Here is a 14,836-nt window from a genome sequence, read left to right as displayed (position 1 = left end):
GGTCGTTCCGACCTTTGAATAGAGAAATCAAGTTCAGCTCATATATTATTTAGGAAAGCATTTAGTGATGAATCTCGTTAATACGTGTATGAGCAGTGGACAGAACTCTGGTGGCCTGATGTCAAGTGCCGGACTCGTCCGGTACTTTGATGCCGAAGATCAGAACGCAGTACAGGTGGATCCAAAGACAGTCGTTGCGTTCGGACTACTTCTGGGAATCTTCGTCCAGATGCTAGCAATTGTATACTGACGAAGTCAATTGAGTATGGAATTACAAGCTGGTGTTGTTGCCGTTCAGGGCAACGTAAGTGAACATGCCGAAGCGGTAAAACAAGCAGCTAAGCAAAACGGGCACACCATTACTGTCGAGACAATTCGTACGTCCGGAATAATCCCTGAGTGTGATCTGCTGCTTATTCCAGGTGGTGAATCGACCACAATTTCGCGGTTGATTCATCGGGAGGGACTAGCCGAAGAGATTAAACAACACGTTGCTGATGGAAAGCCAGTGCTTGCAACGTGTGCTGGACTCATTGTACTTGCAGCAGATCCAAATGATGAGCGAGTTGACTCGCTTGGGCTTGTTGATGTATCCGTCGAGAGGAATGCATTTGGTCGACAGAAAGACAGTTTTGAAGCGGCGTTAGATATTGACGGGCTGGATGAACCATTCCATGCCGTCTTTATTCGAGCTCCAGTCGTTGCAAATGTAGGAGACGGGATTGATGTCCTTGCCCAGGTTAACGATACGCCAGTTGCAGTTCAGGATGGACCGGTCATTGCAACTTCATTCCATCCGGAGCTGACAGACGACTCACGGATTCACAATTTGGCGTTCTTTGGCACAGATAAATAGACAAGAGGCTTTTCTTGTCTGATAGCCTGTATACGATATGGATGCAGACATTGATGCGGTTCGGGTTGCTGGAACGCCACAGGGGCCGGTACCGGTAGTTATTTTGAATGTCGAAGAACACAGAGATGTGCTTCCAATTTTTATTGGCTTTGATGAAGCCCGAAGCATTGCACACGGGATTGATGCACTTGATATCGGGCGACCAATGACGCACGATCTGTTTCTTGACACCATAGAGGAATTGGGCGGGCGGATGATCGGAGTCGAAATCTGTGATCTTACCGAAGATGGCACGTTCATAGCCAATCTGCGTATCAAGACACCACGAGGCAAGAAGACAATCGATGCCAGACCAAGCGATTCACTCGCACTTGCAGCACGAACCAATGCCGATATTACGATTGATAGAGCAGTGTTCGAAGAAAATAGACGAGACCCTGGAACATTCAGTAACCTACAGGATATCCGCGAGATTGATGATCTCGATATCTGATAGCATAGCCTTTTTGTATCATCTTGCAACGAAACGTTTTACATGCTGCCACGTGAATTCATGAGTACGGGATCGTGGGGTAGCTTGGTATCCTTCGGCGTTTGGGACGCCGTTACCCCGGTTCAAATCCGGGCGATCCCATATTATTCTGAACTTTTCATGTTTACTTATATATTCACAGATTGACGACATAATTTGAATGGTAACTATTAATCTAAGATCCTACGAACAGTGAACCCCTCCTGAGGCCATCGTCTTGTGTAGTACTTGTCTTTCTGATTTGCAATGAGAAGAACTGCTACATCCTTTGTGGATCTTACACTTCCGGAAGGCTACTACACAGGTTCTCTGCGTTCAGCGCACACCTGTGATGAGTGTCGTTCAATATTTAGCTGATTGCAGGCGCTAAGCCCCCTGCCTCAAGGAGTCGCCAACGGCAGCAAGTAGGCAGGGGTGGTTCACTCTAGGAAATCTGGCTTCGTACGGCGTTGTTGTATTTCTTTCTGTAGGTGTTGATAGAAATTATCAGGATCAACGTTATACTGCTGTCGTTCCTGTCGGTCACGAATTGATAGCTCACCCGCCTCTTTCTCGTTGTCGCCAACGATTACCTGATATGGAACCCGATCTTCATGGGCGCCGCGGATTTTTCGTTCAATTGTATCGTCGCGGTCATTGACTTCAACCCGAACGTCTTGATTTTCAAGTTCAGATGCGATCCGTTGAGCATAGTCGTTATTTGAGTCACTGATTGGGAGGACCCGAACCTGTTCTGGGGCCAACCACGTTGGGAACTTCCCTTCAAAATGCTCAATGAGCATCATAAAGAACCGTTCGTAGCTACCATAGAGTGCTCGATGGATCATCACAGGCTGGTGTTCTTCGTTGTCTTCACCAACATAACTAAGATTGAATCTATCTGGCATGTTGAAGTCGAGTTGAACCGTTGGCCCATCCCATTTACGGCCAATGGCGTCCTCAAATGCGAAATCAATTTTTGGTCCGTAGAACGCCCCATCCCCTTCCTCGACTTCAAAGTCAAGTTCTCTACGCTCCAGAACAGATTGAAGCTGTGTTTCGGCCCGCTCCCAGATTTCATCTGATCCCACCGATTTTTCTGGTCGGGTCGCCAGCGCAATTTCATAGTCCAAGCTAAATGTATTCAATACTGTATCAATCATTTCGATGATTTGCTCAACTTCACTTTCGATGTCCCCAGGCTTGACAAACAGATGTCCGTCATCAATCGTAAATGCCCAGACACGAGAGAGACCAGATAACTCACCACGCTGCTCTTTTCGGTATACCTTTCCGTCCTCTGCATATCGAATCGGAAGATCACGGTAGCTCCATGAATGATCTTGGAAGATAGCTGCGTGGCCTGGACAGTTCATTGGTTTAAGACCAAATTCATCACTGCCGACTTCGAACAGAAACATATCGTCCGCATAATTCTCGTAGTGGCCTGATTGCTTCCAGAGTTCTGTCTTAAACACGTGAGGAGTTTCAACGTATTCGTAGCCAGCATCTCGATTAATTTGTTCGACAAAGTCCTGAAGTTCTTTTAGAACAGTTTTACCAGGAGGATGATAAAGTGGAAGTCCAGGACCAGTCACATCCTGTATTGAGAATAGATTCATCTCCGATCCAATTCGGCGGTGGTCACGTTTCTCGGCTTCCCGGCGGCGCTCTTTGAATTCCTTAAGATCTTTTTCTGATGTAAAGGCAGTACCGTAAATACGGGTCTGCATTGGATTTTTTTCATCACCCTTCCAATATGCACCAGCGATCTCCAGAAGATCAAAGGCCTCGATATCGCCAGTAGAGTCAAGATGTGGTCCTTTGCATAGATCTTCCCAGTCTCCTTGTTTGTAGAACGAGACAGTCTCACCTTCTTGTGCCAGCTCTTCGAGCAACTCAAGCTTGTATGGTTGATCTGCCAGTCTTGCGCGTGCTTCTTCGATTGATACTTGCTCGTACTCGATAGTATAGTCCGCCTCGATGATCTTATGCATCTCGTCCATGATCTCGTCAAGATCATCTTCAGATATATCGAGATTATCAAAATCATAGTAGAAGCCATCATCAGTTGGTGGACCTATTGCAAGTTGAACGTCGTCATATAGGCGCTGAACTGCTTGAGCAAGACAGTGTGCGGCAGTATGCCGATGAACTTGAACGGCCTCATCGGCATCGGTAGTGATAATTTCTATTTCTGCTTTATCCTCATAGACGGGAACTTCTTTACCAACTAGCTCTCCGTTTATTCGCCCGCCGATTGTATCATTACCAAGCCCTGAACCGATTTCATAGGCAATATCTTCAACGCTAGCTCCAGCTGTAACTGAGAGTTCTGATCCGTCCGGCAATACGACTGCTATCTGTTCGTGTGACTCTGATTCTGACATGATTGGAACCACCGCTGGTTAAGTTGCCCCAGCGAGAAAAACCACAGGTGTCGGGTGTTGTTATTTGGCCGTAGACCGGCCTGTAAAGTAGACACCTGCCATAGTAGTGTTATATTCAATTGATTCGCTTAAAAGGATTGTGATTACTTTTATGTATAGGTGAATCAGACTATCAGTTTTGGTAATACAATTTTATTATTCAGTTCGGAACGCGTAACAATCCCGTTCTGTATGCAACTACGTATCGAGTAGTGAAGAACATGTCTGTATTTTCAATAACTGCTATTCGTCATGCTCAGCAAGAAGTTCATCTGCTGTGACGAGCGATTTCAGCTGAATATCGTGTTCAGCAAGATTTTCTGTGGCACCCTCCTGTCGGTCAACGACAACAAATACAGTATCGACAATCGCACCAGCGTCTCGAAGTGCCTGAACTGCGTCGATTGCACTTTGTCCTGTCGTCGCAATATCCTCAAGTACGACTACTTTTTCATCATCGTCAAGATTGCCTTCAATGAGGTTGCTTGTACCATACTCTTTCTGCTTTTTTCTGGCAATAACGTATTCACTCTGTGTCTTCAAACTAGTCGCTGCGACAAGCGGAACAGCACCAAGTGCAACACCTGCTAATTTTGTATCAGGGACACGGTCTGCAAATGCCGAAGAGATAAGATCTAAGCAATGTGGATCTGTCTCGAAGAGATATTTATCAATGTAATACTCACTTGTGCCTCCGTGCGATAGTTCAAATTCACCGAACTTGACCGCATCGGCTTCAATTAATGCTGCAATAAGATCATCTGTCATATACTACAGTACAGCCGAGTAACTCATAAAGAATATGGAAGCAATGTTACGTATCCGTTAGATTGACGTCGGTTTATCGGTCACCACGGTTCGTCTTTAAATCCAATCCAGTATGCAATAGCATTTGTCACTACGTGTAGAACGGGAGTGATAATAAATACGGCTAATAACTCTCCAAGCCCAAACACATCGAAGAACCAATCATGGATACCTAGAACCGCTGGAATAGCAACTAATAACAGGGCTCCAACGACAAAGTCCAGTTGATCAACGCCCGGGAAAGGCGCTCCACGTTCTCGCCCAGTCCGACGTTTGAGGAAGGACGCACCAATGTCACCGAGGATTGCGCCTGCTGGTAGCAAGAGAATCGCGAATATACTGAACTCTGGTAAAGAGACAGTAATAGCATTACTAACAGAATCAACAATACGATTTAGAAACACCGCCAAAACTGCGCCAGCAGCAATGCCAGCAACAGCACCACGCCAAGTCTTTCCGTCACCGAGAAGACGCGAACCACCAAGCGTTCGGCCACCGTCAATTGGCCGTCCACCCCCGAATATTACGGCCGCGTTATTCGGGATATATGCGGGAAGCATAGCCCAGAGTGCGATAGCAATCGTTTCTAGCACCATACTTAATGCAAATTCGACAGATGGTATAGTGCTATTGGTCGCTATCCGTGATAACCTGTACAGTCTAGAATTTCCCTAGGTACCGGTCATGCTCCCACGCGGTGACTTCCGCTGAGTATTCTTTGAATTCTTCTCTTTTTGCTTCAATGAATTTCTCAGCGACATGTGATCCGAGAGCATCTTTGATAACTGGATCGTCTTCCAGAGCATCGACAGCAGCACCGAGGTTAGCTGGAAGAGTTTCAATGCCATACTCATCACGTTTCTGCTCGTCAAATTCATAGATATTTTCACGAACTGGGGCGGGGCACTCAAGTTCGCGTTCAATTCCATCTAGTCCGGCTTTAATTAGCGCTGCAAGTGCGAGGTACGGGTTTGACGAGGGATCAGGGGACCGTACTTCAATACGGCTGGATTCTGGTGATCGAGTTGCCGGCTTGCGGATAAGTGCAGACCGATTGACATCTGACCACGCAATATACACTGGCGCTTCGTATCCAGGAACGAGCCGTTTGTATGAGTTTACAGTTGGATTACAGACAGCGGTAAGTGCAGGGGCATGTGCAAGTATTCCGGCAGTGAAGTGTTTTGCTGTTTCTGAGAGATTAAACTCATCATTCGCATCGTAGAATGCGTTTTCACCATTTTCAAACAGTGATAGATGCATATGCATGCCAGAGCCATTTACACCAGCGATTGGCTTAGGCATGAATGTCGCGTGAAGGTCGTTCATTGCTGCAGTAGCGCGGACAACTGCTCGAAACGTGGCAATGTTGTCTGCTGTCTGGATTCCATCAGCATATTTAAATGCAATTTCATGTTGACCCTCTGCTACCTCGTGGTGGGATGATTCCACCTCGAATCCCATCTTACTAAGATACCCAATAATCTCTCTACGGAGGTCATAATCCAAATCTTTGGGCCCTAAGTCAAAGTACCCCCCACTGTCGTGTGTCTTCGTTGTGGCATTCCCTTCCTCATCAGTCTGGAAAACAAAAAACTCAGGCTCAGGTCCCGCGTTTACTGTATATCCCATATCGTGCGCTTCTTCAAGCACAGATTTCAGGACCGTTCGAGGGTCTCCATCAAACGGCTGGCCGGTGTTTGTCTCATACACGTCACATAGAAGTCGGGCTGATTTACCGTTCTCAGTTTTGTCCCATGGTAGAATAGCAAAACTGTCCGGATCGGGGACTAGTCGCATATCAGATTCTTGGATTCTAACAAATCCTTCAATTGAAGATCCGTCAAAATAAATCCCCTCTGTAAATGCTTTTTCGGCCTGTTCAGCAGGGATTGACACGTTCTTTACAGTACCAAGAATATCTGTGAACTGAAGACGAAGGAAGTCAACATTTTTATCTTGGATTGTTTTTAGAACCTCACGTTCCTGGCTGTCAAGTTCGTCGGATGTCATTGTATTAGCTGTTTCTATTGGTCGATTTGAGGGCATTTAGGGGTGCTGATTCGTCGGAGTATATTACATTAGGCATGAAATTGGATGTTCGTAAACTTATAGTGGGGTGACAGCCTCGATAAATATGATGACATACGAAAATTTGGATGCAAAGTTGGTAAATGAACTCCTTAAGAATGGTCGCGCAAGTCTCCGTAGTCTAGCTGAAGAACTAGATGTATCGGTAACGACGGTCTCAAACCATTTGGGCGATCTTGAAGAGCAAGGGATAATTCAAGGATATACGCCAATTGTCAACTATGATCGAATCGGTTATGATGCAACTGCTATATTACAGCTTAAGGTAGAGGGTGAAGCTATCCCGGAAATTACAAAACGTCTTGAAGAGGAGGACCGGATGGTTAGCGTCTATGAAGTCACAGGCGACCACGACATTATAGCAATTGGAAAGTTCAAGGATACAGATGATATGAATGATCACATTAAGACAATCTTAACTGATCCAGATATTATTGAGTCAAATACAAGCGTGGTATTAAACACGGTTGCAGAGAACGATCAGTTCGAGCTTGAAGTCGAATAGTCAATAGCTACAACAAATCATTCAGCACAAACACATAACAAAGTCATATTAACTTCTACAGGCTACGTCCCCTGTCATCGAGGAGCGACCAAAGGGGGCGAATAGACAAGAGTAGTCCACCCAACCAGCTGTCTGAATCAGTTGTTCAGGACAGCTGGAAAACTTCTTTTGAATAACTCATATACAGTGCAATGTTTTACTTTCTCCCACGACTTTAGCCGTAGGCGTTTGCCTCGCACTACTAGTAAACGTGTTTTAACGACGATAGTAATCAGAAAGTGCGAAGTTAGCTGGGGGAAAAGAGCGCGATCTCCCACTCCACGGTTGGGTGGTGAATTTCACTCAGGATGACATCTAAAAATGATACGAGCTTTTTTGTGTAATAACAGAACCAAAGTCGGATGTGAGTACAAGCACATTTACGCTCGATGAATTTCAGACTGCTGCTTGCTGTGTAGAGCAGATTCGATCTGCTGGTGATAATCAAAGAGAAAGTAAATACTCTGTAAAAGAACGTCAGTCATTAGCATTCAGATATCCACAGCTGCTGTCCGCGGACAAGAGACTATTAGCTGAACTTCCGATTGGTGTGGCTCCCGAAACGTATAAACAACGCCTGCGCTGGTACGAATCCAACTGGGACCGGTGGGCTCAGTTTACCAGTCCAGCAGAGACGCATGCAGTTGTGGTCGGAGATTTTCTACAAGATGTGATATCGAAACGATTTGAGTCACCTCTTTCGTGTTCACTAATTGCTTCTGGTGCTCCACCAGAATCTGGAGTCTGGAATACACACGCCGTTATGGCGGTGGCTACGATGGATGCACTGTCAGAGCAGTATAACAAATCAGTAAACGCAGCATATATCGAGTATCCGGCATACGGAGTCATTAGACCAGTACACAGGACCAAGGCAAACGAAACATCATATCTTCGAACTCGGGATGCACTGATAAAATCAGATAGTAAACGGTCGATGCTTCAGAAAACACCAGGATGTGAAGAGTGCTCCCAGAGTTGCCACGAATACACATCAAGGACCAAGATTACTGCTGTAGGAGATTAGGATAAGTGTTCGTCGAGCCACTTTTCGATCTGTTCAACATTGTGTCCACGGCGATGGATAGTCTGGCTCTCAATATCCACAACCGTGCTGCCCATACCCGGTGTGGGTCCTGCGTCAAGAATTGTAGAAACGTGATCCCGGATCCGGTCACCAAGTTCAGGGATACTCGTGACACTCGCTTGGCCGCTTCGATTTGCACTGGTTGCTGTAATTGGTCCCGCTTGTTTTGCTAACTCTCTAGCAATATCATGATCAGGTACCCGAACACCGACTTTTTCTTTTCCGGCAGTTAGGATGTCGGGGACATTCTCTTTGCGTTTACATACGACGGTGATCGGACCAGGAAGAAATGTCTCCATAAATCTTCTTTCCAAAGAAGTGGGATTGATATAATCCTGAGCAGCGGCCGTGCTTTCAACTGCGAGAGATATTGGCTTTGACTTCGATCGACCTTTAGCCTCGTATACGCGTTCGATAGCGGAGGAAGACAAGGCGTCTGCGCCAAGTCCATATACAGTTTCAGTGGGGTACACTACTAAATTTCCTTTCTTAATATCTGAAACTGCTGTGTCTAGGTCAGACATCATTGTTACCCACACGCTGGCAGTACAAAAGAACAGTGTCAGGCGTCTGCGGTTCGTTCTAAGACCTCCACTAATCTCGAGAGTGCTGGGTTGAAGGAACAAGCTAACAGCAACCATCAATATTTTTGTCATATTTTCGAAGCGAAAGATATGATGATTCAGAAGATACAGCTTGATTATCGTTTAGATTCTGCAAAATGATTAATACCGCAGATGCAAACTATATGATGTAAAATGGACGAGAAGCTCGTGCCTGGAGAGGTGTGGGGCCTATATTTTGCGCTTGGGATTGATTTAATTATACTGTCTTCAGCGCTTTCTGTCGTTGGGCATGTTTCATGGTCAATAACACTTGGGATAGGGATTCTCGTTCATGGAATCGTCGTTGGATATGTTGGTTATCGGTGGTGGAATCGAAGGCGGCAGCGTCAGCAATCGTGCAAAAAACCCTCAGATCCTGTTGCCAAGGTAAAGGAGGAATACGCGACAGGGAAGATTACTGAGCAGGAGTTTGAAAGACGGCTTGATGAAGTGATGAATGAGCCTGAAGATGCAGATATTCAATCAAAAAGGACAAAAAAACGTGAAAAGACCAAGTGATAGATTTTTTACAGAGAAAGCAGGCCGAGTGCCTTGGTCTCGTCCAAAAACTGCAGAAGTTCGTGATCACGAGAATCGAAGATTCTCAACCGAGTTTTCTCTCAGCTGAACATCGATATAAATATTCATGAAATAACAGTTCCAGAGAGCGTCAGTCAGATAGTTCAACGTTCCAAGCATCCATTTCAATAGCAATTAGCTCAGAAATAAGCGTACCAACAGCCGAGTAAAAGGCATTTTCTGTCTCTTGTTGGATGTCTTCTCCAAGCGACGGTATCCACCAACCATGTTGGTTAAGAAACGTGGCAACATCACCGTCTTGTGTAAGCAGCAGAGATAATGCTGAAAGTTCAACAGCTGCGTGGTCAGCTTCCTTTGAGGTATCAGCAGCTGGCCAGATATCGAAGTCTCTGTACGTGGATTTAACATCAATTACTGGCTGGCCCAAAAAATCTCCAGCGTAGTATGATTCATGGATCTGAAGTTGGGGACGTGGGCCTGAGAATAATCGAGTAAATTCACGACGAAGTTCTTTTGCAGCGGAAGTTGGATCTTGGACGGATTGCTGCCACCTTTGTATTTGATCAGCTCCATCAAGATGTTCAACGAGAATATCTGTGATATCCCACTGTTGAAGCGACGTCACGGTTTCAGCATCTGGTGGGGAGTCAAGAGCTACAGCAAGGAATTCCCAGAGATGAGCTCGGTCCTGTTGTGAAAGAAAATTGTGTCCAGTCATGCTAATACCAGTGGTTCATGAACGCCAGCTAAAATCATCGTAATTCGAAGAGCTAGTCCTCCAACGACTACAAATCCAAAGAGGGTGATATATCCGTATCTGATATGAATCGAAGTGACCCGGTCAAAGATATTTCGTTTAGCAACGGCAACCAATCCGACGTATCCGAAGAGAGGGACCAGCAATCCGACCCCGAGAACCCCTCCAAAAAACAGGAGTTGGTAGTCAGTTGTTAAAAGCTCAATAGACTCTCTACCGCCCGGAACATCACTAATTCGCAACCAAAGCCATGTAATAACCCCTATTTGGGAGATGATTGCTATGCTGTTTAGCGCACCATACGCGTGAAGAGGAGTTTGATTAAGTTCAGTAACGGCAACAGTGAATGAAAGTACGATTCCGATACCAATTGAAATGCCACTGGCGACAAATAGAATTGGAATAAGTGTTCGGTCCCAAAGAGGCACAGTATCGATTGAGGCTATAGCCATACCAGTATAGCCCATTACTGCAAGAGCAAAGAGTGCACCAACGGCGCCAATAGCTAATTGGTATTTTCTACTTGGGCGTGTCGCAGTCGACACACGGTCAAGTAGGGATGTAAGCTTAAGCTGTGTCGTCATCCAGCGCACCTTCTTGCTTACCGAAGTCGAACTATAGTCCTGACCAAAGACATTCCAGATTAGTTGTATACTAATAAGCAAGCCAAAGAGACCAAAGACCCATGCTCCAATAGTTGTCCACGTGATATTAGAGAACGTGATCGGGAATAGGATGGCTCGAAGAGGAGCACCCAAATGAGAGATTATAAGCAAACCGCTGAGAAGCGTACCAATAAGACCGATGAGAAAGCCAAACTGTGTGGTAACACGGTGGAAATTATTCTGCTTGGGATCGTGTTCACTCCATACCTTCGAGATATATCCGGTTAGGTAGGCTCCACCAGCGAGTGCTCCCATGAACAGATAAGTAGCAATCGTTATCCCCCATTCCTCAGATGGTGATGAAAGTGGTATTTCAATTGCCATTGTATGCACCTCGAAGGTCACTGATCTCCACCGAAGATAATCGAAAGTTGATCATCAGAGAGCGCGTTTTCAACAGTGTCTTCGCGAAGTTTGGATGACAACTCAGTTGGCGTACCAAACAGGAGAGCATCAGTAGGACACTCACTTACACAGGCTGGTTCATCCCCATTTTCAAGTCGTGGTTCACAGAGAGTGCACTTATCAGCTAACCCAGCCTCTGGAGAGCCAAATCTATCGTCAGTTTCTTCCTGTGCATCATCGTCAGCAATCTGTGGAGCCCCGAATGGACAAGACATAACACAGTAAGCACAACCAATGCACTGATCTTTATCGATTCGAACCTGGCCGTTGTCACTCCGTGTCATCGCTCCCGTTGGACAAGCACTGATGCAGGGAGCTTCAGCACAGTGAAAACAACTCATCGGCACATGAGCTTCACCACCACCACGTGGGGGGCCATCTTCAGCCTCATTCGTTCGAACGACACGGATTCGTTCGCTTCCTGCAGGAAGTCCCCAAGTACGCTGACAGGCGACTTCACACGCTCCACAGTCAATACACGCTTCGATATTTGGGATTACACGTTGTGTTTCACTCATTCTAATCACCGTTCATTACGCGGATACCGGTATTCCTGATACTGTTGTTGCTCCTCTGGGAGATCTGGAACTTCGTCGTCATCAGCAACATCGACTGAACAGAGGGTGGCTTTTGTTGCCTGCATACACGTCTCTACGTCGTATCCAACTGAGGTGCCGATATTTGCAGAATCACCAACTACACGTGGTTGAGCGTCATCAGGATATCTATCAGTAATGTTTTTGCCTTCGAAGAGCCCACTCCAGTGAAATGGCATAAAGACAGTTCCTTCGCCAACCCGCTCTGTGACTTTCACCTGTACCAACATGCTTCCAGGATCGGTACGTACCCAGACCCAGTCACCAGTATCAACCCCAAGGTCGTTTGCAACAGTTGGATTAACCTCGGCATACATCATCGGAGCTCTGGATGCCGTTCCAAGTGTGGATCGAGTCGTTGCGCCGCCGCCTTGATGCTCAACTTGACGGCCAGTTGTTAAAGCCAACGGGTACGATTCGTCTATCTCTTCTTCAATGAATTGCTGCTGGTTCCCACGATTGTCAAGATCAAGTCGAAAGTGATCAGTGATCTCATCCTGACTTGGATACTCTTCGGCAAGATCAGGACGAGGTGTTTCGATGGGCTCACGGTAGACTGGGACTTCATCATGGAGGTTTGGCGTCGTTGCTCTGGCTCTGCCTCGGCCGGTCGGAGGATCAGGCTGTGAATGGTCATATTCCTCATACTCACCTGGATCAACGTCGTAGCCCTGTTCTGCCAACTCGACAGCCGTTTCATATGGTGAATGCTGTTCGCTCTCTGCGTATTCGATTGGGATTGTCTTTGCTGCTGGATTGTCACCGTCAGGAAGAACTGTATGCCAGTTTGGGTACTGCGGAACACCAAATATCTCCTCATTCCACCATGAAGGTTCATATGAATCACGTAGCAGAGTTGTTCCATCGCCATCTTCAACACCCCATCGAGCACGAAAGTCGAGACCACCATCTTTCGGATGCTTGCTATCATCATATAGAATTGGGGTTCCAGGATGGTCCTCATGCCAACACGGCCAGGGAAGCCCCCAGTATTCTCCAGCAAGTTCGTGATCATCAGGAACGTCAGCTTGCAGGTCCTCGGAACTGAAGACTTCACTTTGTTCTGCTTGTCTCTTGAGGCGTGCTGGAGTTTGACCAATCTGGCCAATTGTTCTCATTCCCAAGTTGTATTCTCGTGTAACATCCTCAATTTCTTCATAATCAAAGTGTTCTCCAAAGCCAAGTTCATCGGCCAGATCAACCATGATTTGCCAATCGTGTCGAGCATTATGAGCGGGTTCCGGAACCGTCTCAAAACGCCACTGAACTGAGCGATTAGTGTTCGTCACACTACCAGGGGTCTCCACTTGTGTTGAAGCAGGGAGCATTATGACTCCATCTTCACGCTCCCCAAGGACACCGGCCGAAGCAGGGAACGGGTCGACAACAACAACTAGCTCGACATTTTCAAGGGCTTGCTTTACTCGCTTGAGTTCACTAAGAGACTCCATTGAATGTCCCCACACAACAACAGCCCGAACCTGCTCTGGCTGGTGTAAATCACTTTTCCGAGTGTCATCATCCAAAGCGCCCTCATACCATCGGCTAACTGTCAGGCCTTCCTTATGCATGAATTCCTCATTGTAGAAGCGTTCGCGCATTTCAGAGTAGGTGATTGAACCACTAGTGCTGGGAGTTTCATTCCAGACATTGGTCCAATGACGCCATGCATCCTCATCAAGCCCATAATAGCCTGGTAATGAGTGTGACAGAATACATAGGTCGGTCGCACCTTGGACATTACTATGTCCCCGAAATGGATTGAGTCCGCCGCCAGATTGGGCACTGTGTCCCAATGCAAGATTAAGAATAGCATAGGAACGTATGTTTTGGGTGCCGTTACTATGTTGAGTGGACCCCATTGACCATTCAATTGTGCTTGTTTCAGCATCTGCAAGCGCTTCGGCAGTCGCTTCAAGATCCGAAACGGATGTTCCAGTTATGTCGCTGACAGTCTCAAGGTCGTAGTCTTCAATGTTCGATTTTGCTGTTTCCCAGTCATAGACGCGTTCTGAGAGAAATTCCTCGTCATGCGCATTAAGATTGAAAACGATGTGGTGAAGTAATCCATTTATAAATGCAATATCGGTCCCCGGACGAAAACGCACATACTCATCAGCGTGTGCAGCAGTCTTTGTTCGACGAGGTTCTGCAACGATTACTTCGCCACCGTTCTGACGAGTTTCTTGAATATATCGCATCGCCACAGGGTGAGACTCCGCTGGATTATGTCCGATAATAAGATTGGCGTCGGCATTTTTCACATCGGGCACGGTCTGTGTCTGGGCTCCGAATCCCCATGTATTCGCGAGGCCTGCGACGGTTGTTGAGTGACAAATACGAGCTTGATGGTCAACATTATTTGTTCCATAGAAAGCAGCAAGCTTTCGGAAAAGATAGGCCTCCTCGTTATTTACTTTTGCTGACCCCATCCACATAGTGCTGTCTGGGCCGTACTCATCACGGATTCGGTCAAGCTCCTGTGCAACTTCTGAAATAGCGTCTCCCCAGTCATCATATTGCATCCAGTTCCCATCTTCCAGATACAGTGGTTCTTTGAGTCGGTTAGGAGATTGCGCACTCTGTGCTGTTGCTGAGCCTTTCGCACAGAGCCCCCCCTCATTAATTGGGTGATTATCCCACGATTCTTGACCAACAATCTGTCCATCCGCTACTTCGACTTTTAGTCCACATCCAACCGCGCAGTGATTACAGATGGTTTTGACAAGTTCACCATTTTGCTCGCCAGTGTCTTCTGCCGAACGAGATTCGACGAGTGCCCTTCCGCCAATGACTCCAGCTAAACCAGTAACACCACTTATCTTGAGAGCATCACGACGGCTGAGCTTTGCCGTGCTACTTTGACGGTCAGTATCAGACATCTGGCCAGATGTAGATAAGAATATTACTTATGTCCTCCTCGGATTTTCAGCATCTGAAAAG

The 14,836-nt window shown here is 46.5% G+C and carries 15 protein-coding genes and 1 tRNA gene; 7 read left to right on the top strand and 9 right to left on the bottom strand.

Going from position 1 to position 14,836, the window contains the following annotated elements:
* Window positions 1–88: 88 nt before the first annotated feature.
* The 4 genes from K0C01_RS05605 to K0C01_RS05590 all read left to right on the top strand — a co-directional run bounded on the left by K0C01_RS05605 (window position 89) and on the right by K0C01_RS05590 (window position 1,490).
* A complete protein-coding gene (locus tag K0C01_RS05605) occupies window positions 89–250 on the top strand; it encodes a preprotein translocase subunit Sec61beta (RefSeq protein ID WP_221171040.1) in 162 nt (53 codons plus the stop codon).
* A 15-nt stretch (window positions 251–265) separates the two neighbouring features.
* A complete protein-coding gene (gene pdxT, locus K0C01_RS05600; protein ID WP_221171039.1) occupies window positions 266–856 on the top strand; it encodes a pyridoxal 5'-phosphate synthase glutaminase subunit PdxT in 591 nt (196 codons plus the stop codon).
* A 37-nt stretch (window positions 857–893) separates the two neighbouring features.
* On the top strand, window positions 894–1,349 hold the full coding sequence (locus K0C01_RS05595; protein ID WP_221171038.1) for a bifunctional nuclease family protein: 456 nt from the start codon (window positions 894–896) through the stop codon (window positions 1,347–1,349).
* 68 nt (window positions 1,350–1,417) lie between these two features.
* Window positions 1,418–1,490: transfer RNA gene (locus K0C01_RS05590), tRNA-Pro, on the top strand.
* A 317-nt stretch (window positions 1,491–1,807) separates the two neighbouring features.
* Here the strand turns inward: K0C01_RS05590 and thrS are convergent.
* From thrS to glnA, 4 genes are all read right to left on the bottom strand, one after another.
* Window positions 1,808–3,757 carry a threonine--tRNA ligase gene (thrS, locus tag K0C01_RS05585; RefSeq protein WP_221171037.1) on the bottom strand — a complete coding sequence of 650 codons (1,950 nt, stop codon included), beginning with the start codon at window positions 3,755–3,757 and terminating at the stop codon, window positions 1,808–1,810.
* A gap of 282 nt (window positions 3,758–4,039) precedes the next feature.
* Complete coding sequence (pyrE, locus tag K0C01_RS05580) at window positions 4,040–4,564, bottom strand: orotate phosphoribosyltransferase (protein ID WP_221171036.1); 525 nt, start codon at window positions 4,562–4,564, stop codon at window positions 4,040–4,042.
* Window positions 4,565–4,644: 80 nt separating this feature from the next.
* Window positions 4,645–5,199, bottom strand: coding sequence for a CDP-2,3-bis-(O-geranylgeranyl)-sn-glycerol synthase (locus tag K0C01_RS05575; protein ID WP_221171035.1), 555 nt, complete (start codon window positions 5,197–5,199; stop codon window positions 4,645–4,647).
* A gap of 64 nt (window positions 5,200–5,263) precedes the next feature.
* On the bottom strand, window positions 5,264–6,616 hold the full coding sequence (gene glnA, locus K0C01_RS05570) for a type I glutamate--ammonia ligase (protein WP_221171034.1): 1,353 nt from the start codon (window positions 6,614–6,616) through the stop codon (window positions 5,264–5,266).
* 127 nt (window positions 6,617–6,743) lie between these two features.
* Here glnA and lrp point away from each other — a divergent pair, with 127 nt between their 5' ends.
* Both lrp and K0C01_RS05560 read left to right on the top strand, forming a co-directional pair.
* Window positions 6,744–7,199 carry an HTH-type transcriptional regulator Lrp gene (gene lrp / locus K0C01_RS05565; protein ID WP_221171207.1) on the top strand — a complete coding sequence of 152 codons (456 nt, stop codon included), beginning with the start codon at window positions 6,744–6,746 and terminating at the stop codon, window positions 7,197–7,199.
* A 403-nt stretch (window positions 7,200–7,602) separates the two neighbouring features.
* On the top strand, window positions 7,603–8,265 hold the full coding sequence (locus K0C01_RS05560; RefSeq protein WP_221171033.1) for a hypothetical protein: 663 nt from the start codon (window positions 7,603–7,605) through the stop codon (window positions 8,263–8,265).
* Here the strand turns inward: K0C01_RS05560 and K0C01_RS05555 are convergent.
* Window positions 8,262–8,849 (bottom strand): L-threonylcarbamoyladenylate synthase, encoded by a 588-nt coding sequence (locus K0C01_RS05555; RefSeq protein ID WP_221171206.1) that lies wholly within the window; start codon window positions 8,847–8,849, stop codon window positions 8,262–8,264. The genes K0C01_RS05560 and K0C01_RS05555 overlap by 4 nt on opposite strands.
* Window positions 8,850–9,083: 234 nt before the next feature.
* Between K0C01_RS05555 and K0C01_RS05550 the strand changes: the two genes are divergently transcribed.
* The gene (locus K0C01_RS05550) at window positions 9,084–9,449 is read left to right on the top strand and encodes an SHOCT domain-containing protein (protein ID WP_221171032.1); all 366 of its coding nucleotides are present in this window, start codon (window positions 9,084–9,086) and stop codon (window positions 9,447–9,449) included.
* Window positions 9,450–9,600: 151 nt separating this feature from the next.
* Here K0C01_RS05550 and K0C01_RS05545 read toward each other — a convergent pair whose 3' ends face one another.
* Genes K0C01_RS05545 through K0C01_RS05530 form a run of 4 tightly spaced genes read right to left on the bottom strand, consistent with a single transcriptional unit; the run spans window position 9,601 to window position 14,775 of the window.
* Window positions 9,601–10,188 (bottom strand): TorD/DmsD family molecular chaperone, encoded by a 588-nt coding sequence (locus K0C01_RS05545; RefSeq protein WP_221171031.1) that lies wholly within the window; start codon window positions 10,186–10,188, stop codon window positions 9,601–9,603.
* A complete protein-coding gene (gene nrfD, locus K0C01_RS05540; protein WP_221171030.1) occupies window positions 10,185–11,237 on the bottom strand; it encodes an NrfD/PsrC family molybdoenzyme membrane anchor subunit in 1,053 nt (350 codons plus the stop codon). The genes K0C01_RS05545 and nrfD overlap by 4 nt, the downstream gene beginning before the upstream one ends.
* Entirely contained in the window at window positions 11,234–11,815 is a 582-nt protein-coding gene (locus K0C01_RS05535) for a 4Fe-4S dicluster domain-containing protein (protein ID WP_221171029.1), read from the bottom strand. Before K0C01_RS05535 ends, nrfD begins: the two co-directional genes overlap by 4 nt.
* A gap of 5 nt (window positions 11,816–11,820) precedes the next feature.
* On the bottom strand, window positions 11,821–14,775 hold the full coding sequence (locus tag K0C01_RS05530) for a molybdopterin oxidoreductase family protein (RefSeq protein WP_221171028.1): 2,955 nt from the start codon (window positions 14,773–14,775) through the stop codon (window positions 11,821–11,823).
* Window positions 14,776–14,836 lie beyond the last annotated feature (61 nt).

The sequence above is a fragment of the Salinarchaeum sp. IM2453 genome (genome assembly GCF_019693215.1).
GTDB lineage: Archaea > Halobacteriota > Halobacteria > Halobacteriales > Salinarchaeaceae > IM2453.
Note: the sequence above shows the minus strand (reverse complement) of the source record. Positions and strands in the feature narration are given on the sequence as shown.